General features: G+C 73.7%; 14 protein-coding genes. 8 read left to right on the top strand and 6 right to left on the bottom strand.

All coding sequences use genetic code 11. From position 1 onward, the window contains the following. Positions 1-115 precede the first annotated feature (115 nt). Complete coding sequence (locus ABZ453_RS11530) at positions 116-778, bottom strand: response regulator transcription factor (protein ID WP_359013942.1); 663 nt, start codon at positions 776-778, stop codon at positions 116-118. A 269-nt stretch (positions 779-1047) separates the two neighbouring features. Here ABZ453_RS11530 and ABZ453_RS11535 point away from each other — a divergent pair, with 269 nt between their 5' ends. After that, complete coding sequence (locus ABZ453_RS11535; RefSeq protein ID WP_359013944.1) at positions 1048-3897, top strand: AAA family ATPase; 2850 nt, start codon at positions 1048-1050, stop codon at positions 3895-3897. A gap of 149 nt (positions 3898-4046) precedes the next feature. On the opposite strand, the gene ABZ453_RS11540 is transcribed toward ABZ453_RS11535, so the two are convergent. Further along, entirely contained in the window at positions 4047-9143 is a 5097-nt protein-coding gene (locus ABZ453_RS11540) for a hypothetical protein (RefSeq protein ID WP_359013946.1), read from the bottom strand. Between the two features lie 228 nt (positions 9144-9371). Between ABZ453_RS11540 and ABZ453_RS11545 the strand changes: the two genes are divergently transcribed. The 5 genes from ABZ453_RS11545 (at position 9372) to ABZ453_RS11565 (ending at position 12737) form a co-directional block, all read left to right on the top strand. Further along, complete coding sequence (locus ABZ453_RS11545) at positions 9372-9776, top strand: sortase-dependent protein (RefSeq protein ID WP_359013948.1); 405 nt, start codon at positions 9372-9374, stop codon at positions 9774-9776. Continuing rightward, positions 9773-10402, top strand: coding sequence for a class F sortase (locus ABZ453_RS11550; protein ID WP_359013950.1), 630 nt, complete (start codon positions 9773-9775; stop codon positions 10400-10402). The genes ABZ453_RS11545 and ABZ453_RS11550 overlap by 4 nt, the downstream gene beginning before the upstream one ends. Before the next feature lie 88 nt (positions 10403-10490). Beyond that, entirely contained in the window at positions 10491-10982 is a 492-nt protein-coding gene (locus ABZ453_RS11555; protein WP_359013952.1) for an RNA polymerase sigma factor, read from the top strand. Beyond that, the gene (locus ABZ453_RS11560; protein ID WP_359013953.1) at positions 10966-12147 is read left to right on the top strand and encodes a hypothetical protein; all 1182 of its coding nucleotides are present in this window, start codon (positions 10966-10968) and stop codon (positions 12145-12147) included. Before ABZ453_RS11555 ends, ABZ453_RS11560 begins: the two co-directional genes overlap by 17 nt. 71 nt (positions 12148-12218) lie before the next feature. Next, entirely contained in the window at positions 12219-12737 is a 519-nt protein-coding gene (locus ABZ453_RS11565) for a hypothetical protein (protein WP_359013955.1), read from the top strand. Here ABZ453_RS11565 and ABZ453_RS11570 read toward each other — a convergent pair. The 3 genes from ABZ453_RS11570 to ABZ453_RS11580 form a co-directional block, all read right to left on the bottom strand. Further along, entirely contained in the window at positions 12730-13875 is a 1146-nt protein-coding gene (locus ABZ453_RS11570; RefSeq protein ID WP_359013957.1) for a serine hydrolase domain-containing protein, read from the bottom strand. The genes ABZ453_RS11565 and ABZ453_RS11570 overlap by 8 nt on opposite strands. 294 nt (positions 13876-14169) lie before the next feature. Next, positions 14170-14865, bottom strand: a complete 696-nt coding sequence (locus ABZ453_RS11575; protein WP_359013959.1) for a glycerophosphodiester phosphodiesterase — start codon at positions 14863-14865, stop codon at positions 14170-14172. Between the two features lie 47 nt (positions 14866-14912). Continuing rightward, entirely contained in the window at positions 14913-15974 is a 1062-nt protein-coding gene (locus tag ABZ453_RS11580) for an adenosine deaminase (protein ID WP_359013961.1), read from the bottom strand. A 282-nt stretch (positions 15975-16256) separates the two neighbouring features. On the opposite strand from ABZ453_RS11580, the gene ABZ453_RS11585 reads away from it, so the two are divergent. Beyond that, complete coding sequence (locus tag ABZ453_RS11585) at positions 16257-17102, top strand: DUF4190 domain-containing protein (protein WP_359013963.1); 846 nt, start codon at positions 16257-16259, stop codon at positions 17100-17102. Between the two features lie 700 nt (positions 17103-17802). Here ABZ453_RS11585 and ABZ453_RS11590 read toward each other — a convergent pair. Continuing rightward, positions 17803-18372: an NADAR family protein gene (locus ABZ453_RS11590; protein WP_359013965.1), complete on the bottom strand. Its 570-nt coding sequence runs from the start codon at positions 18370-18372 to the stop codon at positions 17803-17805. Between the two features lie 211 nt (positions 18373-18583). Here ABZ453_RS11590 and ABZ453_RS11595 point away from each other — a divergent pair, with 211 nt between their 5' ends. Then, on the top strand, positions 18584-20125 hold the full coding sequence (locus ABZ453_RS11595) for a gamma-aminobutyraldehyde dehydrogenase (RefSeq protein WP_359013967.1): 1542 nt from the start codon (positions 18584-18586) through the stop codon (positions 20123-20125). Positions 20126-20164 lie beyond the last annotated feature (39 nt).

Raw genomic sequence — 20164 nt, forward strand, 5'->3', positions numbered from 1 at the left:
AACCCGCTGCCGTACCCGATCCTGCCCTCCGCCCCGGCCGTCCGTGCAGGCACGCGGGGGACGGTTCACGGGCGCACTCCGCTGCCCAAGGGGGCGGAGTGGGCTGCCCGTTCGGTCAGATGTAGCCTTCCCGCAGGGCATGCGCGACGGCGTGCGCCCGGTTGCGCAGATGCAGCCGGGTGGTCAGCCCGTGGATCACGTTCTTGACCGTGCGTTCGGAGTAGGACAGCTTGCCGGCGATCTCTCCGGTGTCGAGGCCCTCGGCGACCAGACGCAGCACGTCCACCTCGCGCGGGGTCAGCCCCGACGACGGTCCGCCGGGCCGTCCGGCCGCACTGCGGTGCAGGGTTCCCACCTGGTTGATCAGCCGGCCCAGCAGGTCGGCGGGCAGGTCGCCGTCGCCGCGCGCCGCCGCGAGCACGGCCTGCACCAGCCGGGTCGAGGTGGCCTCGTGCCGCCACACGATGGCGCCGACCCCGCACTCGATCACGTCGAGCAGTTCGCTCTCGCGCAGGGAGCCCACGACGAGCACCGCCCGCGCCCCCTCACTGCGCACCAGCCGGCGCAGCCGGGTCAGCGCGGTCTCGTCGAGCACGTCGCCGACGAGCAGCGCCACCGTGCCGGGACCGGACTCCTCGCGCAGGTCGATCTCGGGATACCGGCGCAGCTGGCCGATCGCCCCCTCGCGCAGGATCGGGTCGGAGGCGTGCACCGCCACGGGTATCCGCTCGGGCACGTCGGCCGTACCGGAGCGTGTGGTCCGCGATGAGCTGAGCAAGCGTTTCCCCTATGTCCACGTGCACGCAACCTCTGGGGGGTTGGTGACAGGCGTGCGTTTCCCACACTCGTGTGACGGGTGGGGCGGCCGCAATCGTGGAGGACCACGAGCAGCACCACGAGATCGGCCGTACGACTACCACGACGGCGCCCGACCTCCCGGTTCCGCGAGGGCCGGATCCGGCCGCCGTGGGACTTGTCACGCCACCGCCGCGGGACGAGGGCCGTCCTCGACTGCGGAACACGTCCGGTCCGAGCAAGGAGGCAGGCATGGCCGTAGCGCAGGGTGAGCAGCCGCGCGAACACCGGGAAGCCGCCGTGCTGTTGGCGGACGCCGCGGCGCGCGCCCGCACCGGGGCGGGCGGTCTGGTGCTGCTGCGCGGCGCCACCGGCACCGGCCGGACCACCGTGCTGGAGGCCGCCGCCGAGGCCGCCGCCGCGCACGGCATGCGGGTGCTGCGCGCCCGCTGCGCTCCCGCCGACGCCGCGGTGCCCTTCGCCGCGGTGTTCCAACTCCTCGGCGGGGTGCCCGGGTTCGACGCGGCCGACACCGAACGCGAGCAGGGTGCCGTGCTGCAAAGGGCGTTGGACGCCCGCGCCGAACAGTCGCCGCTGCTGGTCGCCGTGGACGACGTCCACCTGGCCGACGCGCCCTCGTACCGCTGGCTGGTGGAGTACGCCCGGCATGTGGACCGATTAGCCCTGCCGATCCTGCTGGCCGTCACCGAGCGCAGTCAGTACGACGTCGAACTGCCCGCGCCGGGCTTCACCCACACCCTCTCGCCGGCCCTCGTCGGCACCCACACCCTCGCCCCGCTCACCCCGGAGTCGGCGGCCGCCCTGGTGCGCGCCGATTTCCCCCGCGTGACCGCGTCCTGGGCGGAGGACTGCGTCCGGGCCGGCGCGGGCAGCCCCTTGCTGCTGCGGGCCCTCCTCGACGATCTGCGGGCGTCCGGCGAGCCCGCGTCCGTGCCGGAGAGCTGCGCCGCGCTGTACCCGGGGGCGTATCCGGCGGCCGTGTCCTGGTGGCTGGACAGCGCCGGACCGGGCACCGCGGAGGTGGCCCGCGTCCTGGCCGTGCTCGACGAGGGCTGGGACCACAAGGGACCGTCCCGAACGGGCCGTACGCACCCGGACCTCGACGAGGTGCGCGGCTCCTTCGACGGCTCCGACGAACGGTGGGAGCGCTCCGCCCCCGAGTTCGACCGTGTCCCCGAGGGACTCGGCGCCCTGCTCGCCGAGCTGGCCGGGGCCGACCCCGCCCGGGTGGTGGGCTGGCTCACCGCCATGACCGGGCTCGGTCTGCTGCGCCCCGACGGCCACGGCCGCCCGCGCTACGGCCATCCGCTGCTGCGGGACGCCGTGCTCACCGGCGTGCCCGTGTCCCGGCGGCGGGCCGCGCACCGGACGGCCGCCGAGACGCTGCTGCACCGGGGTGCCCCCGTCGAACCCGTGGCCCGGCAACTGCTGCTGGCCGACCCGGTGTACGCCCCCTGGGCCTCGACCGTGCTGCAGGACGCCGCCTCGTTCGCCCTGCGCGACGACCGCGCCGAGGACGCGGTGGCCTTTCTGCGCCGGGCCCTGGACGAGCCGCTGCCCGACGAACGCCGGCAGCGGCTGCTGACCGAACTGGGCTCCCTGGAGGTCGCCGACCGCACATCCTCGGCCGGTATCCCCCGGCTCACCGAGGCGCTGCGGCTGCCGGGGACCCCGCAGGACCGGGTGCGCGCGGCGATCGCCCTCGGCACCGCGCTCGCCGGGCGCGGCCGGCCCCGCGCCGCCGTGGACGTCCTGCGCTCCGTCGGCGAACAGCTGGCCGACCGGCCCGAACTCGCCGCCACCCTGCAGAGCGCCTCCGCCCTCCTCTCCGACCAGGACCAGACGGTCCGCCGCGAGGTGTACCGCGAGCTGTGCGACACCGCGGAGAACGCGCCGGAGCTGCTCGGCCCGGCCACCCGGGCCATCCTCGTCCGGTACGCGGCCACCGCCGGACTGACCTCGGCGGCCGAGGCGATGCACCGGGTGCGCGCCCTGCTCGCCGAGCCCGCCGATCCGCTGACGGAGCCCTTCCTGCTGGGCACGGCCGCCGCGCTCGCCCAGTGGGCCGACGAACTCGACGAGGCGGACCGGCTGGTGGAGCGCGGCCTGGCCGGCCAACGCCCCGGGCTGCTGCACCCGATGCACCAGGCGCTGCTCAGCACCCGCGACGACATCGCGGCGGCCCGCGGCGAGTTCGGGCGCCTCCCGGCCGAACCGCCCGTACTGCCCGTCACCGGCCCCTCCAACGCGCACGCGCACATCCTGCTGGCGCTCGTGGAGACCGGCCGCGCGGCCGAGGCGCAGCGCCTCGCGGACGGCTTCGACCTGCGCGAGGCCCCGGACAGCTGGGAGTTGAACCGCTTCCTGTACGCGCGTGGAGTCCAGCGCGCCGCCGCGGGCGATCCGGCGGGGGCCCTGCACGACTTCATGGAGTGCGGCCGCCGTCAGTCGGCGCGCGAGGTGGTCAGTCCGGTCGTCACCCCGTGGCGGTCGGCCGCCGCCGAGTGCTGGTTCACCCTCGGCAACCCGAAGGAGGCCCTCGCCCTGGCAGAGGAGGAGCTGCGGCTGGCCCGCGAGTGGGCCACGCCCCGCACGGTGGGCCGTGCCCTGCGCACCCTCGGCTCCGTCACGGGCGGCCGCCGGGGCCTTGAGCTGACCGAGGAGGCCGTACGACTGCTGCGGGACGCGCCCGCGGCTACGGAACCGGAGCTGGCGGCCGCGCTGCTCGCACAGGGCCGGCTGCTGACCGCCGCCGGGGAGCGCGGCAGGGCCCGGGAGTGTCTGCGGGAGGCGGCCGAACGTGCCGAGAGGCTGGGCGCGTTGCGGCTGCGGGAGCTCGCCGAGGAGGCGCTGCGCGAGGGCGGCGCACGTCGCCCCGCCCTCGTCCGCACCGGTTCGGGCTCCCTCACCGGCAGCGAGCTGCGCATCGCCCGCCTCGCCGCCGACGGCCGCACGAACACCGAGATCGCCGGGCTGCTGCACCTCGCCCGGCGCACCGTGGAGACCCATCTCACCAGCGCCTACAAGAAGTTGGGCATCCGGCGGCGCGGCGAGCTGAGAGAGGCGCTGAGCGCCGACTAAGCGCTCCGCTGGAAGTGCCGCGCTGTGTCGTCGGTCGTCCGCGGCGCCGTCGTGGCCGGTCGCGCCCGCGCGGCGGAGCCGCACATCGACCGCAGCCCCGCGCCCCTTCAGGGGCGTTACCGAACCGCTGCGGACTTCACCATGTCCGCTCAGGTGGCCGACGGGGGCGGCGGCGCGACCGTCGCCGTGACGCCCAAGTGGTTGTCGGGGTCCTGGAGTTGTCCGCCCTCTGTCGTCAGCATGCGGCGGACCATCGGCTCCGGCATACGGATCACCACCGGCGTCGGCAGGGTCAGCTCGCGCACCGCCGTGCTCGTACGGCCGCTGCGGACCCGGTTGGTCACCCTGGCCACCACCCTGACGTCCAGCGTGAACTGGACCAGGACCGCCTTCATCTTCGGTTTGTGCAGCGGCATCGACCCCGCCGAGTTCGCCGCGGCGTCCGAGACACCGCCCGATCCGCCCGTGTTGGCCATCAGCTGGTTGAGGCGGAACTCGTCCGCGTTGAGCAGCCCCGCGCCGCCGAGCGCCCGGGCCTGTCTGCCGTGCTCGGCGGAGCTCACGCCGTCGCTCTGGGTGGGCCGGGGCGCCTGGAGATGGCTCTGGCCCACTGTCTCGAACGTCATCGTGTCGCCCAGGCCCAGCACCCGCCCGGCCCGCAGCCGCGCGTGCAGGGAGGCCCGCAGGTCCTGCCCCTCCGCGCCGGAGGCGTGCACCGGCGGCAGGTCCACGCCGGCGGAGGTGAGCAGCGGCAGCGCGGCGATCATCCACTCGGTGGAGACGGCCTCGTTGAGCGCGTACGCGGCGGCCTGCCCCTTGTCCCGGAACCGCTCGCCGCCGCCCGCCTGCCGGACCGCCGCCGTCACCAGCTCCCGTACGCGTGGCGCCCCTTGGAAGCCGTTGACCTGTGCCTCCATCGGCAGCCGCACCCCGCCCGCGTGCCAGGAGCCGAGTCCGGACGGGCCGTCGTCGCGCGGGCCGCGCACCGGGGGCGCCGTGGCCCGCACCGGTGCGCTCACCCGGTTCAGCGCGGCCAGGTCCTTGTGCAGCACACGGTGGGTCAGCGCCAGGTTGTCCATGCGGGCCAGCGCCAGCCGGGTGCCGCCCTTGTACAGTTCGAGGCTCGCCCGCACCGGCAGCCGCATCCTGGCGGACGGCGCGGACTTCGCCTCGGCGACCGTCTTCATGCCGAGCTGGCCACGGCTCGCCGCACCGCTGCGCCGTGAGTCGCCGGAGGCGTAGCCGACGCCCGCCGCGCCGCCGGTGCTCTTCAACTGCCCGGCGCCCGCGTCCGGTTTGCCCGAGCCGGCGAGGACGCCCTCGACGCCGGTCACCGTGCCCTCGTCCTGGGAGACGGCCTGCTGGGAGACGGCCGCGGTGATGTACTCCATGTCCCGGCCGTCGCCCGCGTCGCCCGTGTACGCGCCGTCCCCCCTGCGGTCGACGCGGAACACCGCCCAGTAGGGCGTGCTGCGGCCGTCGAGCAGTTCCACCGTGACCCCGCCGTCCATGGCGCTGGACAGCAGCCCGGCCGAGCCGTCCCGGTCCAGGATGCGCAGCAGCCGCTGCACGTTGTCGTTGCGGTCCTTGAGCTGCTGCCGGGGCAGCAGGTCGTCGGCGACGTCCTGGTGCCGGTTCTGGACCAGGTCGGACCGCAGCCGTCCCAGCAGCGGCACGAAGTCGGGCAGGTCCTCGACCATGCCGAAGCCGAGGGGCAGACCGCTGCCGAAACCGGGGCCGTCCGTGCGCGAGGACGCGGGCCCACCGCTGCTCCGGGCCGGCGCGGACGAGGACGTACCCGCGGTGGCCCGCGCCCGTTCGGCGGCCGTCCGGGAACTCTCCGCCCTGCTCTCGCCCCGCGCCGCCGGTGGACGCATGACGAGGTCGGCGTCGGCGTCGAGGTTCAGCTGCCGCCGGATCCGCTGCGGCAGCTGCGCCTCCGTCAGCCACACCGCCGCCGCGCCCGGCAGCGTGCGGGCGCCCTGGCTCACATAGGGGCCGCCGCCGGTGACCTTGACCTCGGCGACCATGTTGACCAGCACATCGCACTGGACCAGATACAGCGGGGCCTTCTTCGGCGTGTGGGCGTTGCGCTCCACCGTGCCGGACAGGGCGGCGGCCCGGCTGTCCCCGTGGCCCGTGGTGCGGAACGTCGACAGCCCCTGCCCGGTGCGCCACTCGGGACCGTTCTCGGAGCCGGTCGCCCCGAACTGCACGGTGCTGGTAATCCCCTGGCCCACCTGGCCGGCGGACTGGTGGCCGCCGAGGATGAAGGTCTCGGTGCCCGGCCCCTCGCCCTTGTGCACGAACTTCGGGTTGGCCAGGGTCAGCCGGGTGCCGACCGCGCCATTGAGGGCGGCGAGCCGGCGCGGATAGCGGAGGTTCTTCACCACCCAGCCGGAGGACGCGGCCTGCCTCAGGGCCGCCTTGACCGCCCGCTCGCCGAACCGGTCCTCCACCGCCAGCCGGGGCGCGAGCCCCTCCGTCGCCAGCGCCGGATCCTCCCGCAGACCCTTGTTGCGGGCCGCGGCCTGCGCCAGCAGCTGGAAGGCGAGCGCCCGGACCGGCTCCGAGTCGAGGTTCTCCACCAACTGCCAGTCGCGCAGCGCCCGCCCGGTGGACGGCCGCGGGGTGAGCGAGGCCAGGTCGCCGATGCCCTCGGCGTTGAAGGCGTGATCCGGGGCGGGCGCCTGCGCCCTGCGCGCCCCCGCCACCGCGTCCCGCCGGTCGCGGCCCTCCTGGTCCAGCGTGAACTCCGCCGGTGTGAGCAGCCGTACGTCCTGTGGCTCCATGTGCAGCCCCGCCAGCAGTTTGGCGTCCGGCGCGTCCTGGCCGGGCGAGCCGACGCTGAGGCCGCGGGCGAGCTTGCGGGGCCGGGAGGTCATGGTGACGTCGACCTGCATGCTCAGGGCCGCGGCGAAGGCGCTCGCGTTCTCCGAGCCGTTGGTCAGGATGTCCGAACGGCCCGTGGGCCCCGCCTGGTTGCGACGGGTGCCGGTGCTGTGCCTCTCGTAGCGGGCCGCACCGGTCAGCGCCCCCGGGATCAGCCGGGCCTGTCCGAGCACCAGACCGCCGATCGAGCGCGAACTGCCGCGCCCACTGGTCGAGTTGCTGGTGACGCCGGAGTGGGCGCGCACCATCCAGTCCTTGATGTCGCCCTGGTACTCGGCGTCCGACATCTCGCCCTTGACGAGGAGTTGTACGTCGTGCGAGTGCAGGGTGGTCTTGCGGCGCAGCCGCACCCGGATGCCGGTGGACAGCAACTGGTCCTTGTTGACCCGGAGGTTGGTCTCTGACAGGACGGTCATCAGCTCGCGGTAGTTGCGCCGCTGGGCCTTGGCCTCCTCGTCGCCGGTCTGCAGGGCCGGTGGAGTGGCGCCGAAGGCCGGCAGATAGCCCGCCAGCCTCGGGTCGGTGGCGAACAGTTCACGCACCGCCCGCACCATGGGCCCGGTGTCGAGCCGGCTCAGCGTGACGCTCGATCCCTTCGCGCCGTACGGGAGATGGCGCTCGACCTCCGCTTCCTCGCCGTTCTCGTCGGTCCGCCGGGGCTTTACGGCGAACGGCCCGGCGTTCGTGCCCTGCGGCAGCGGCAGCCCCAACTCCTGCGCCTCGTCGGCCCGCAGGCTCATCCACACGTTCATCGAGTGGGTGGCGACCCGGCGCCCGGGGTTCAGGATGTGCTCGGCCGAGCGCGGGCCCGTGCCCTCCGCGGTGAACAGCACCGTCCCGAAGTACAGCACCTTCTCACCCCGGACCTCCGCGCCCTGCCGGGTGGAGACGGTCTGCTCGGTCACGCTGAAGCGGGCCTTGCGGGCCGCCGCGACCGGCATCGCGGTCCCCCGCAGCACGGCCGCGTTGCCCGCCGCGCCGACACCGATCGCCGGGCCCAGACCGGCGGCGACGGCCCGGCCCTTGCCCGCGGACTCGGTCACCGTGTGCTGGGTCTGCTGATGGGTGCGCAGCTGGGTCTTGCCGGTGCCCCAGGCGGGGGAGAGGCCGGTCAGCGCCGCCCGCAGGTGGTAGCTGCCCGCCGTCTTCCCGTCCTTGGACTGCAGGTCCTCGCCGACCACGCCGTCGCGCAGCAGCCGGGGCATGTCCTCCAGCACGGTCGCCGTCGCGGTCGCCTCGTACAGCCGGGCCCGGCCCGGCGCGCCCGCCGCGGTGAGCGAAGGGTGCAGCACGGAGGCGACCGCGTCGAAGAGCCCACGGCCGCTCTGGTGCGGGGCCGCCGTGTCGGTGACGGCGACCGGCGCCAGCGAGTCGGCGAGCGAGACGCCGCGCGCGGTGTCCGCGGCGAGCGGCCGCGCGGGCGCGGGCACACCCGTTCCGACCGGGACCAGGTGCTCGGTCGGCACCCGCTGGGTGAGCGTCCCCTTGTCCCGGAAGGTCTGCGTCTCCTCGGTGCCGGTCTTCTGCACCCGTACCTCGTAGACCACCTTGCGGTGGACCTCGACCGAGCCCTTGTCGCTGCGCAGGACGCGCGGCTCGGCCACGTTCCTCTGGTGCCGGGACTCCCGCGAGGACTGCCAGGGCTGGACGTTGCCGGTGGCGGCGCCGCCGACCCACAGGCCGGGCGCCACGGGAGCCAGCCCGAACGCCAGCCCGCCGACGCCCTTGGAGGCCGAGCCGCCGGCCGTACTGCTCACCGTGGCGGCGGTGTTGTGCTGGACGTCGACCTTGGTGTCCTTGCCCTCCGGATCCTCCAGCTCGGCCACCTCGTCGGTGCCGGAGACGGCGGCGGCCGGCAGGTCCTGGGAGCGGAAGACGGGCGGCCGGTCGTCGGGGGCCCGGCGGACGGCGACCGTGACGTCGTACCACTCCTTGCCGGTCCGGCCCCGCACCGCGAAGGCGCGGCCCTGTCCGAAGAAGCTCTCCGGCCGTCCGGCCAGCTCGGCCGCGATGTCACCGACCGTGCCGTCGGCGTGCCCGACCGCTGCGGCCACCGCGTGCCGCACGAACTCGTGCCCGGTCAGCCCGTACGCCGTCGACAGCCCGGCCGCCTCCAGTCCCATCAGGTACGACGGCAGCTCGAACCCGGCCTCGGCGCGCTCCTCGATGCCCGGCAGCGCGGGCCGCGAGCGATCGGTGCGCGCCCGCCGCACCGCCCGGGCCGTGGCCGCGTTCCCCGCGGACTGCTGGAAGGCGAGCAGGGGATGGGCGGGTGGCCCGGCGATGCGGGGCGCCGCGGGCGCCTGCCGGGAAGTGCCGGTTCTGCCGTCCCGTGGCTGCTGCTGGTTCCACACGGCCTCAACGTAATCAAGGCACAGGCACGGCAGACGCCCCTTGAGCCACCCCGGTCCCATTCGCCGCGCCCACGCCACCGGTGGGCCAACTCCCGTACACCGGAAGGACATTCGACGACTTTGCCAGCTCTTTACAACCCGCTCCCGTGCTGTCTCGTCTCTCCGCTCGATCCACGCCACAGCCCGCCCGGCCCTACCGCCGGGCGGACCGACGAAAGAGAGCGATTCATGCGCCGAACCGGCCTCAGTGCCATGGTGATCGCGGCCACCGCCGTCCTGGCGGGCGCGATGCCCGCGTTCGCCGCGGGGACGTCCGCGACCCCGAGCCCCGCCGAGCGGGCCACCACCGCTCCCAGCGCCGTCCCGACCAAGACCCGTCCGACCGACGGCCAGGAGCCCAGCGCCGTCCCCACCAAGCGCCGTCCGGCCACCCTGGCCCCGAGCCCCGTCCCGACCCGGGTGCCCCGCGGCCAGGTCTCCGTCGTGCCGAGCGGCGCGCCGAACACCGGCGTGACCACCACCTCGGACTCCTCGAACACGGGCGCGCTGGTCGGCGGGGGCGCCGCCGCGGCCGTCGTCGTGGGCGGCGGGGCGGTCTTCCTCCTGCGCCGTCGGCAGGCGAACGGGGAATGAGCCACCTCTCCGGGCGCGCCCTCGCCGGCCTCGCGCTGGCCGCGCTGCTCGTGGGCTGCGGCGGCACCGGAGCCTCGACCGGGAGTGCCCCGCAGGGGAGTTCCGCGAGCACCTCGTCCTCGTCGTCGTCCTCGGCGCCGCCCGCCGCGAAGCAGGTGCCGGCGGTGGGGCGATCCGTCCCGGTCGGGCTCCGGATACCGGCCATCGGAGTCGACACCCCGGTGATGAAGCTGGGGCTGGCCGCCGGCGGGACCGTGCAGGTGCCGCCGATCCAGGCGCACGACCGGGCGGGCTGGTACGAGAACTCGCCGACGCCGGGACAGACCGGACCGTCGGTGATCCTCGGTCATGTCACGGTCGGCGCCTACGGGGACGGCGTCTTCCGTCACCTCGGGGAACTGCGCCGGGGCGAGCGGATCGAGGCGCGCCTGGAGAACGGCACCACTGCGGTGTTCACCGTGACGGACGTACGGACGGTGGCGAAGGCGAACTTCCCGACCAAGGAGGTGTACGGGAACGTGGACCGGCCGGAGCTGCGCCTGATCACCTGCGGCGGGGAGCGCACCGGTGACGGCTACCGCGACAACGTCATCGTCTTCGCGGCACTGACCGGCACCGGCCACTGACCACCGACCGGAACCCGGGCCCGCGGAACGTACGCCGCAGGCCCGGGCTCTTCCTCCACGAGTGACCCCCCACGAACCCGGGAGAACGTTGAAACGGTCCCGCGAGAAGGCCGCGTCCGAGTTGTTCGCCGCCCTCTATCCGCGTCTCGCCGGCTGGTGCCGCCGGCTCGTCGACGACGACGAGACGGCTCATGAGATCGCCTCGGAGGCGTTCACCCGGCTGTGGGCGCGCTGGACGGCCGTCACCGAACCGCGCGGCTTCCTCTACGTCACCGCGGCCAACCTCGTCCGGGACCACTGGCGCAAGCTTGAGCGTGAACGCCGGGCCGTGCGGCGTGCCACCAACGAGGTCGCGGTGAGCCCGCCGACCGAGCAGGCGGACCCCTCGGTGCGGCTGCTCGTACAGGCCCTGCCCGAACGCCTGCGCGTCCCGATCCTGCTGCACTACTACGCTGACATGCCGATCCGGGAGGTGTCCGTGCTGACCGGACGCAAGGAGGGAACCGTCAAGGCCGACCTGCACGCCGCCCGTGAACTGCTCCGCGCCCACCTGAGGAGAAGCGTTGACCACACACTCTGACGAGGGCCCGGACTTCGACCACGAGACCGAGCCCGCAGACCGCGCCCCCGAGAACACCGGACAGGGCCCCGGCGGCGAGACCCCCGGGCGCGGCGATCGCGACCCCGGGGACGCTGGGACGGGCACCGGGCCGGAGGACGCCGGTGAAGGCTTTGACTCCGGGGGCGCCGGGTGGGGGCGCGGTCCCGGGGACGCGGGGCGGGGCACCGGGCCGGAGGGCGTCGGTGAGGGCTTCGGCTTCGGGGACGCCGAGTGGGGCACGGAGCCTGAGGGCGGCGACCGGGGTCTCGGTGCCGGGGGTGCCGGGCGGGACTTCGGTGCCGGCGACGCCGGTGGGGGGCAAGGTATTGGTGATGCCGGGCCGGGTTCGGGTCTTGAGGACACCGGGCGGAGCTTCCCCTCCACGGCCGCCGGGCGGGGCTTTGGTTCGCAGGACGCCGGGCGTGCGCTCGGTTCCGGTGACGGCGCGGGGGGTCTCGGGGCCTCGGACATCGGGCCGGGGCACGTTCCTGACGGTGTCGGGCGGGGCTTCGGTTCCGGGGACCCCGCGCGGGAATCCGGTGCCGGGGAAGCCGGGTGGCGTTTCGAGGCCGAGGGTGTCGGGCGGGGTATCGCGTCCGCGTATGACGGGGGACCGGGGGGCGGTTCCCTGGGTGGGCGGCGGGAGTTCGGCTCCGGTGGCGAGTACCTGGACCTCGGGCCAGACGACGAACTGACGGTGCTTCTGCGCCCCCCGGCCGAGTACCTCGGCCCGCCCCCCGGTCGTTACGAGGCGATCCGGCGAGGTGCGTCCCGGCGGCGTCTTCTGCGCGCGGCCGCCGGTGCGGCACTGACGTGCGGAGTGGCGGCTCTGGTGATCCTGCCCCTGCGCCTGACGGCCTCCGACACCCCGTCCTCCCCGACCGTTCCGATGGCCCCGCCCCGGGTCAGCAGCCCCTCCGCCCCGCCGTCGTCCCGGACGCCGGCCCCCGAGAGCCCCGTACCCAGCCGGGGCCGGCGCACCCTCGTCCCGAGCACGCCGCCCACTACCAGCGAGCGCACCAGCCCCTCCACCGCCCCCTCCGCCCGTACACGCACGCAAGTCCCCTCGGCCCGCCCGTCCAAGACCCCCTCCGACGTCCGGGCGACCCCGACGAGCGTGCCCTCCGCCGCGGAGGGCCGCTGACCCAAGCCCAAGCCCTCGCCCTCACCGGATTAGTTTTTGAACACGTTCAATTACAGGCGTACGCTGCCGCCATGAGCGACAGAGCCGCCCTGCTCAAGGGCATCCGCGTCTGGCTGGTCCTGTTCGTCGTCTGCCTGGTGCTCAGCGGCGCCACGGCCTTCCCCCTGGTGCACGAACTGCGCTGGACCGAGGACGTGTTGCGGTCCCTGCCCACGCCGGACCCGCTCATGGACTGGATCGCCCGCGTCCGGCGCGGACTCGACACCGCCGACACCGACTACCCGTTCCTGCTCTACGGCACGGACTGGCTGGCCTTCGCCCACCTCGTCATCGCCGTCGCCTTCTACGGGCCCTACCGCGACCCCGTACGCAACATCTGGGTCGTCGAGTTCGCGATGATCGCCTGCGCCGGCATCATCCCGCTCGCCCTGATCTGCGGGCCGATCCGGGGCATCCCCTTCTGGTGGTCGGTGATCGACATGTCCTTCGGGGTGTTCGGGGTGATCCCGCTGTACATACTGCGCAGGAAGATCAAGCGCCTCGAAGCGCTCACCCCGCACCCCGGCTCCACCTCCGCGCTCGCTACCTGAGCGCGGCCAGCACTACGCGTTCGGCGACCGGGTTCATCGACTCCCCCTTGGCGTCGGTCGAGTTGACCGAGTAGACGAGGGTACGGCTCAGGTCCCGGGTCGCCGCCACGACCGCGCTGTAGCCGTACCGCGCCCCCGACTTCAGCCAGTACACCCGACCCCGGTGCTCGAACCGCTGGAGCCCCGCGCTGTAACTGGCGCCCTTGATGCCCGCAGGAACCGTGAACATCTCCTCCAGTTGCGGCCCGGGCACGATCCGGCCCCGGAACAGTGCCGTGATCAGCCGCTCCAGGTCGGCGGTGGTCGAGATCATGTCCCCGGCCGCCAGCCGGTCCGCCTGGTTCCAGTCGGTGACGTCGACGAACTCCGTGCCGCCGTCGGCCCGTCGGCCCACCTGGTAGCCATGGTTGTGCGGTCCGCGGATGCGGGGATCGGCGCCCGGGAAGTAGGTGTCCCGCATCCCGGCCGGCCGCAGCACGAGCCGTGTGGCCTCCTCGGCGTACGAGTGCCCGGTCACCTTCTCGATCAGCAGCCCCAGGATCGTGTAGTTGACGTTCAGGTACTCCTGCCGGGTGCCCGGCCGGAACTCCGGTCCCTTCGCCACCGCCGACGCCACCACCTGCCGCGCTGTGAGCGTGTCGAAGCGGTGCGCGTACTGCGCCTCGAAGGAGTCGCCCCAGCCGTCCCCGGCCTGGATGCCGCTGGTGTGGTTCAGCAACTGCCGTACGGTGACCGGCTCGAAGGCGGACGTCAGCAGCCCCGGCAGATACCGCTGGACCGGCCTGTCCAGATCGACCCTGCCCTGCGCCGCGAGCCTCAGCACGGCCGCCGCCGTCACGACCTTCGTCGTGGACCCGGCGCGGAAGCGGGCGTCCGGGTCCGCCGCCCGGCCGCTCGCCAGATCGTGCACGCCCGCGCTGCCGCGCCAGGTGCCGTCGCGACCACCGACCCTGACCAGGGCGGCGGTCGCGTCCGTGTCAGGGAGTCCGGCGATCGCGGCCCGCAGGGCGTCGGCGTCGGGTGCCGAGCCGGCGTGCGCCGAGCTCGCCGAGGTGACGGCGAGGGCGGGCGCGGCGAGCGGGCCGGCGGACAGGGCGAGGACGAGACAGGCGGCGAGGATCGGGGTGCGGGCGCGCATCGGCTGCTCCGGGGGCCTTGGGGTGAGTGTCGTCGATCATCCTGGGCGCGGGCGAGGCCCCGCGGATCGCCGGCGGGGAGGGGCCGCGCCCCTGACCGAACCCGGAGCAAATGCCATAGCCGATAAGGGAGTTGCCGGGGCCTTCCCCTACGGGGACCGACAGTGGGGTGCCGGCCCGGACCGTCCCCGGGGCGTGATCTGCGACATCGCCAACAGCAGGGGCCCGGCTGAGAAGGTGCGGGCATGAGGACGCACGCCGACGCCGAGACGACTGGCCGACCCGGCGACGGTGCCTCAGCGCTCCCGCGTGTAGTCCCGCAGCGCGCACAGCAGGTCGATGCGGTTGCTGGTGATCGAGTCGACGCCCAGATCGATCAGCCGGCGCATGGAACGGCGGGTGTCCGGGGTCCACACGGACAGCAGACGGCCGCCGTGGTGGACGCGGGCCGCGAGGTCGCGGTCGACCAGGGAGAAACGGTAGTTGAGCCAGCGCGGCTTGATCGCGTCCAGCAGGGCGGGACGCGGGGGAGCCAGGCTGGTGCAGGTCAGGGCGATCTCCGCGGCCGGATCGGCGCCGCGCACGGCGAGCATCGCGGCGGCGTCGGCGCAGTAGTAGACCCGGTCGGCCGCGCCCGCCTCCCGTACGACGTCCACGACCCGCCGCGCGGCGCGCACCTCCCGGGTCCCCGGCAGGTCCAGCATCACCCGGCTGCCCCCGGTCGCCGCGAGCGCCTCCGCGAGGGTCGGCACCGCTCCCGCCGTCAGCCCGCGCACCTCGGCCGCGGACAGCGCGAGCAGCGGACGGTCCTGCTCCCACAGCCGCTTCAGCGTCTCGTCGTGCAGCAGCACGGGCACGCCGTCCTTCGTGAGCCGTACGTCGATCTCGACCGCGTCCGCGCCCCGGTCGAGCGCGGAACGCAGCGAGTCGATCGTGTTCTCACGGAAGCGGTAGGGGTCGCCGCGATGGGCCACGGCAGTCAGCGTCTGCATGCGCCCATTGTGTCGGGACGTACCGGGACCGGGGGAGGCGAGGTGACTCAGGGAGCGAGCCAGTCCGTCGTGTACGTGTCGATCTCGTCCTTGATACGGCGCTTGCCGGCCTCGTCCAGGAAGGACGCCTCGACCGCGTTCTTGGCGAGGTCGGCCAGTCCCCGCTCGTCGAGGTCCAGCAGGCGGGCGGCGACGGCGTACTCGTTGTCGAGGTCGGTGCCGAACATCGGCGGGTCGTCGGAGTTGATCGTGACCAGGACGCCGGCCTTCACGAACTGCGCCAGCGGGTGCTCGTCGAGGGTACGGACGGCGCGCGTGGCGATGTTGGAGGTCGGGCAGACCTCCAGGGCGATGCGGTGCTCGGCGAGATGGGCGAGCAACTTCTGGTCCTGGGCGGAGCTGGTGCCGTGCCCGATGCGCTCGGCGCGCAGGTGGGTGAGCGCGTCCCAGACCGTCTCCGGGCCGGTGGTCTCGCCCGCGTGCGGCACGGAGTGCAGGCCGGCGGCGATGGCACGGTCGAAGTACGGCTTGAACTGCGGTCGCGGTACGCCGATCTCGGGGCCGCCGAGACCGAAGGAGACCAGGCCCTCCGGGCGCAGCCGGTCGTCGGTGGCGAGCCGCGCGGTCTCCTCGGCCGCCTCCAGGCCCGCCTCCCCGGGGATGTCGAAGCACCACCGCAGTACGGTCCCGAACTCGGCCTCCGCGGCCTTGCGGGCGTCCTCGATCGCCTCCATGAAGGCACGCTCGTCGATGCCGCGCCGGGTCGAGGAGAACGGCGTGATCGTCAGCTCGGCGTACCGCACCCGCTGCCGGGCCAGGTCACGCGCCACCTCGTACGTCAGCAGCCGGACGTCCTCCGGGGTGCGGATGAGGTCGACGACGGACAGATACACCTCGATGAAGTGCGCGAAGTCCGTGAACGTGAAGTAGTCGGCCAGGGCCTCGGGGTCGCTCGGCACCCGGGAGTCGGGGTGCCGGGCCGCCAGTTCCGACACGATCCGGGGGGAGGCGGAGCCGACGTGGTGGACGTGCAGTTCGGCCTTCGGCAGCGAGGCGATGAAGGCGTGCAGATCACGCGGTACACCCGGCTCGACAAGATGCTCGGACAAGGTTCCTCCCCGGAACGGCGCCCCGGGCGTTGCGGCACGGGACGCGGGTGATCGGCTGATCGATGACTCGAGATCATCGTAGGCCGGGGGTGACGGGTGGGTGGGGGTGCTGGGGGCGGAGCCGGTGGGGCTCGGGGACGGCTTGCGGTGGTGGCGTGGGCGGTGGCGTGGCATTGGCTCGGGGGGTGCCGCGGTGGGGAGTTGGTGGTCGGTGACCGGGCCGTGAGCCAGGTGGGATGAGCATTTACCATGGCGTGACGATCGACTGAGGGGGACGGGGACGTGGCGGATCAGACACAGCCGGGTGGGGGCGCGGGAGCCGAGCAGGACCCGTGGGCGCCGCCGGAGCGCAAGACCTCGCTGGACAAGGGCGCCTCGTCAGCCCCCGGCACGCAGCCCGCCCCGCAGGACCGGCAGCCGTCCGTGCACGATCAGGCCACGGTGACGTCCTTCCCCTCGGACGGCTTCGGCCCGCCCGCCCAGGGCGCCCCCGGCCAGTCCACCTCCGGTTTCGGCGCCCCGGTCCAGCCCGCACCGGGGTCCGGTTTCGCCGCCCCGGGCCAGGACGCCTCCGGTCAGGGAACCCCCGCCCAGGGTACCCCCGGCTTCGGCGCCCCCTCCTACGCCCCGGCCGGCACCCCCGGTGCCCCGAACGGCTGGGCCGAGTCCGCCGTGCCGCCTCCGCCGGTCGCGCCCGGCGCGGGTGCCGGACCGCAGGGGCCCGGGGGCGGTGGGTACGGCTACCCCGCCTACCCACAGGGCTACGGCTGGCCCGGTATGCAGGCGCCCCCGCAGAACGGCATGGGCACCGCGGCGATGGTGCTGGGCATCCTGTCCTGCTGCCTGTTCTGCCTCTACGGCATCGTCGGCCTGATCCTCGGCGTCCTCGCGGTCGTCTTCGGCATCAAGGGCAAGCGGCGCGCGGACCGTGGCGAGGCGACCAACCGCGGACAGGCCCAGGCGGGCTTCATCACCGGCATCATCGGCATCATCCTTGGCCTCGCCACGATCGCCCTGCTGATCGTCGGCATAGTCCTCGCCATCAACGACGAGAAGAACCGCACGGACGACGAACCGTCCTACAACTCCGCCCCCAGCATCTCCGCACCCCTCCTCACCCAGGACTGACAGCGCAGGTCCGACAGCTGGCAGCGCCAGTCGGACGGCCCAGGACTGGCGGCGCAGAACTGACCGTGCAGGTCTGGCGGCGCAGGTCTGACGGCGCTCGACTGGCGGCGGCCGCCCGGCGGTGCAGGGCTGAGGGGACAGGATTGAAGTCGCCCGGCTTACGGCGCAGGTCTGGCGGCGCCTGGCTGGCGGCGCACGATTGGCGGCGCACGACTGACGGCGCAGGTCTGACGGCGCCTGGCTGGCGGACCCCGACCGGCGGCGCAGGACTGACCGTGCAGGACTGACGGCGCAAGTCTGATGGCGCCCGGCTTACGGCGCAGGTCTGGCGGCGCCTGGCTGACGGCGGCCGACTGGCGGCGCAGGTCTGGCGGCGCTGGACTGACGGCGCCCGACCGGCGGCGCAGGACCGGCGGCGCGCGACTGACGGCGCAGGGCTGAGCGCGGGCGAACCCCCGCTCAGCCACGCTCAGCCCCCGCCCGTCTGTCCCGCAGGCGTCCTCCGTGCCTCCATCAACGCGGCCCCAGCAGGTTCCTCAGGTTCCGCCCTGCTCGACCCTCCCGAAACCGCCCCGCCTCCACTACGGGAACCGCCGATCCAGTCCCGGCTCGCCGTCCCGGATCCGCCCGCGCCTCCACCACCGGACCTCAGCCGAATCAGCGGCAGGTCAGCCCTCCCGAAAGCTCCCCCGCCCCCGGCTCACCCCTCCCGCAACCTCCCCCGCGCCTCCATCAGCGCGAAGCCCAGCAGGTTCGGCCCCCTCCACCGCTCCGGATCCGTCGCCGCCTCGTCGTCCGCCGTGAGGCCGATGCCCCATACGCGGTCCACGGGGCTCGCCTCCACCAGCACCCGATCACCTGTGCCCAGCAGAAAGCCGCGTAGATCGGCGTGCGCGGCGAACTTGTGGACGCTGCCCTCGACGACGATCCCGAAGCGCTCGCGCTCCCAGACCGCCTCGTCGAAGCCCCGCACCAGCCGCCCCGCCTTCTTGGCCTGCGAGGGATGCCCGGCCTCCAGGGCATGCCGCTCCGCCTCCGCGTCCCCGAACAGCCGCGCCTTGCGCGCCATCATCCAGTGCTCGGCGGTCGCGTAGATGACCCCGTCCACCGTGAACGGCGACGGCCACCACTGGCTCAGACAGCTCGCCCCGACTTGTCCGTCCGCCCGCGGCCGATGCCCCCAGAAGTGCAAGTACTTGATCTTCGCCCCCGCGCGGACCTCCCTGACCAGGGCCTCCCGCGAGTCGATCCTCCCCGTGATCCTCTCCATGCATTCGAGTCTCGCAGCCACCACTGACACTCCGTCCCCCCTTTTCCACCCTCACTCGACACCTGGTCGACAGATTCCGTCGCGTAACCGAAAGGCAACAACGGAATCACTTGTCGACGGCCATTCCCTCTGTCAGGATCGGCACTCAAATCGAGCTGGAGCTACGCCACCCGCCCCCTTTCCCCGTGGGGCGACGGCGGAGGAGAGCGACATGCAGAACCCGGGCACCGCCACCCCGGAACGATTCCCCGCGCAGGACCGCCTCGCGGACGGCGCGCAGTACATCGCGGGACGCCTGACCAAGGGCACGTCCGGCCGTACGCACGCCGTCGTCGACCCGGCGACCGGCGAGGAGGTCTACACGTACGAGCTGGCCGGCCCGGACGACGTGGACGCGGCCGTCGCCGCCGCCCGCGAGGCCTTCCCGGGCTGGGCGGGTGCCACCCCGGGCGAGCGCTCGGACGCCCTGCACCGTTTCGCCGCCGTGATCGCCGACCGTGCCGAGGAGTTCGCGCGCGCCGAGGCACTGCAGTGCGGCAAGCCGCTGAAGCTGACCCGCGAGTTCGACGTGCCGGGCACCATCGACAACACCGCCTTCTTCGCGGGCGCCGCCCGGCATCTGCAGGGACAGTCGGCCGGCGAGTACTCCGGCGACCACACCTCGTACGTCCGCCGCGAACCGATCGGCGTCGTCGGCTCCATCGCGCCCTGGAACTACCCCCTCCAGATGGCCGCCTGGAAGATCCTCCCGGCGATCGCCGCGGGCAACACCATCGTGCTGAAGCCCGCCGAGCTGACCCCGCTCACCTCGCTGCTGTTCGCCCAGGCCGCCACCGACGCCGGCATCCCGGACGGTGTCGTCAACATTGTCACCGGGACCGGCAAGGAGGCCGGCGAACGCCTGGTCGGTCACCCCGACGTGGCGATGACCTCCTTCACCGGCTCCACCGCCGTCGGCAAGCGCGTCGCCGAGATCGCCACCGCGACCGTCAAGCGCCTGCACCTGGAGCTCGGCGGCAAGGCCCCCTTCGTCGTCTTCGACGATGCCGACCTGGAGGCGGCCGTCAACGGGGCGGTCGCGGGTGCGCTCATCAACACCGGGCAGGACTGCACGGCCGCCACGCGCGCGTACGTGCAGCGGCCCCTCTACGAGGCGTTCGTGGAACGGACGGCCGCCCTCATGGAGACCGTCCGTCTCGGCGACCCGTTCGCACCGGGCACCGACCTCGGGCCGCTGATCTCGCACGTCCAGCGCGACCGCGTCGCCGGTTTCGTCGATCGGGCGCGCTCCTACGCGCGCGTGGTCACCGGCGGCGAGGCTCCGCAGGGGGAGCTGAAGAACGGCGCCTACTACCGCCCGACCCTGGTCGCCGACGCCGCCCAGGACAGCGAGATCGTCCAGTCCGAGATCTTCGGCCCGGTGTTGGTGGTCCTGCCGTTCGACAGCGACGATGAAGGCATCGGACTCGCCAACGACACGCCGTACGGTCTCGCCGCCTCGGCCTGGAGCCGGGACGTCTACCGGGCGAACCGCGCGACCCGCGAGATCAAGGCGGGCTGTGTGTGGGTCAACGACCACATTCCGATCATCAGCGAGATGCCGCACGGCGGGTACAAGGCGTCCGGCTTCGGCAAGGACATGTCCGCGTACTCGTTCGAGGAGTACACCCAGATCAAACACGTCATGTTCGACAACACGGCGGTGGCCCGCAAGGACTGGCACCGCACGATCTTCGGGGACCGACAGCAGTAGAGCAGGCCGCCCGACCCGCGGCCGCGACTCCCGAAAGGG

The sequence above is a fragment of the Streptomyces sp. NPDC005799 genome (genome assembly GCF_040630525.1).
Classification (GTDB): domain Bacteria; phylum Actinomycetota; class Actinomycetes; order Streptomycetales; family Streptomycetaceae; genus Streptomyces; species Streptomyces griseorubiginosus_B.

Bases quoted from the DNA above. Each gene is read 5' to 3' on its own strand.
- ABZ453_RS11535 (WP_359013944.1), top strand. From the start codon at position 1,048: ATGGCCGTAGCGCAGGGTGAGCAGCCGCGCGAACACCGGGAAGCCGCC.
- ABZ453_RS11545 (WP_359013948.1), top strand. From the start codon at position 9,372: ATGCGCCGAACCGGCCTCAGTGCCATGGTGATCGCGGCCACCGCCGTC.
- ABZ453_RS11550 (WP_359013950.1), top strand. From the start codon at position 9,773: ATGAGCCACCTCTCCGGGCGCGCCCTCGCCGGCCTCGCGCTGGCCGCG.
- ABZ453_RS11565 (WP_359013955.1), top strand. From the start codon at position 12,219: ATGAGCGACAGAGCCGCCCTGCTCAAGGGCATCCGCGTCTGGCTGGTC.
- ABZ453_RS11570 (WP_359013957.1), bottom strand. From the start codon at position 13,875: ATGCGCGCCCGCACCCCGATCCTCGCCGCCTGTCTCGTCCTCGCCCTG.
- ABZ453_RS11575 (WP_359013959.1), bottom strand. From the start codon at position 14,865: ATGCAGACGCTGACTGCCGTGGCCCATCGCGGCGACCCCTACCGCTTC.
- ABZ453_RS11590 (WP_359013965.1), bottom strand. From the start codon at position 18,372: ATGGAGAGGATCACGGGGAGGATCGACTCGCGGGAGGCCCTGGTCAGG.
- ABZ453_RS11595 (WP_359013967.1), top strand. From the start codon at position 18,584: ATGCAGAACCCGGGCACCGCCACCCCGGAACGATTCCCCGCGCAGGAC.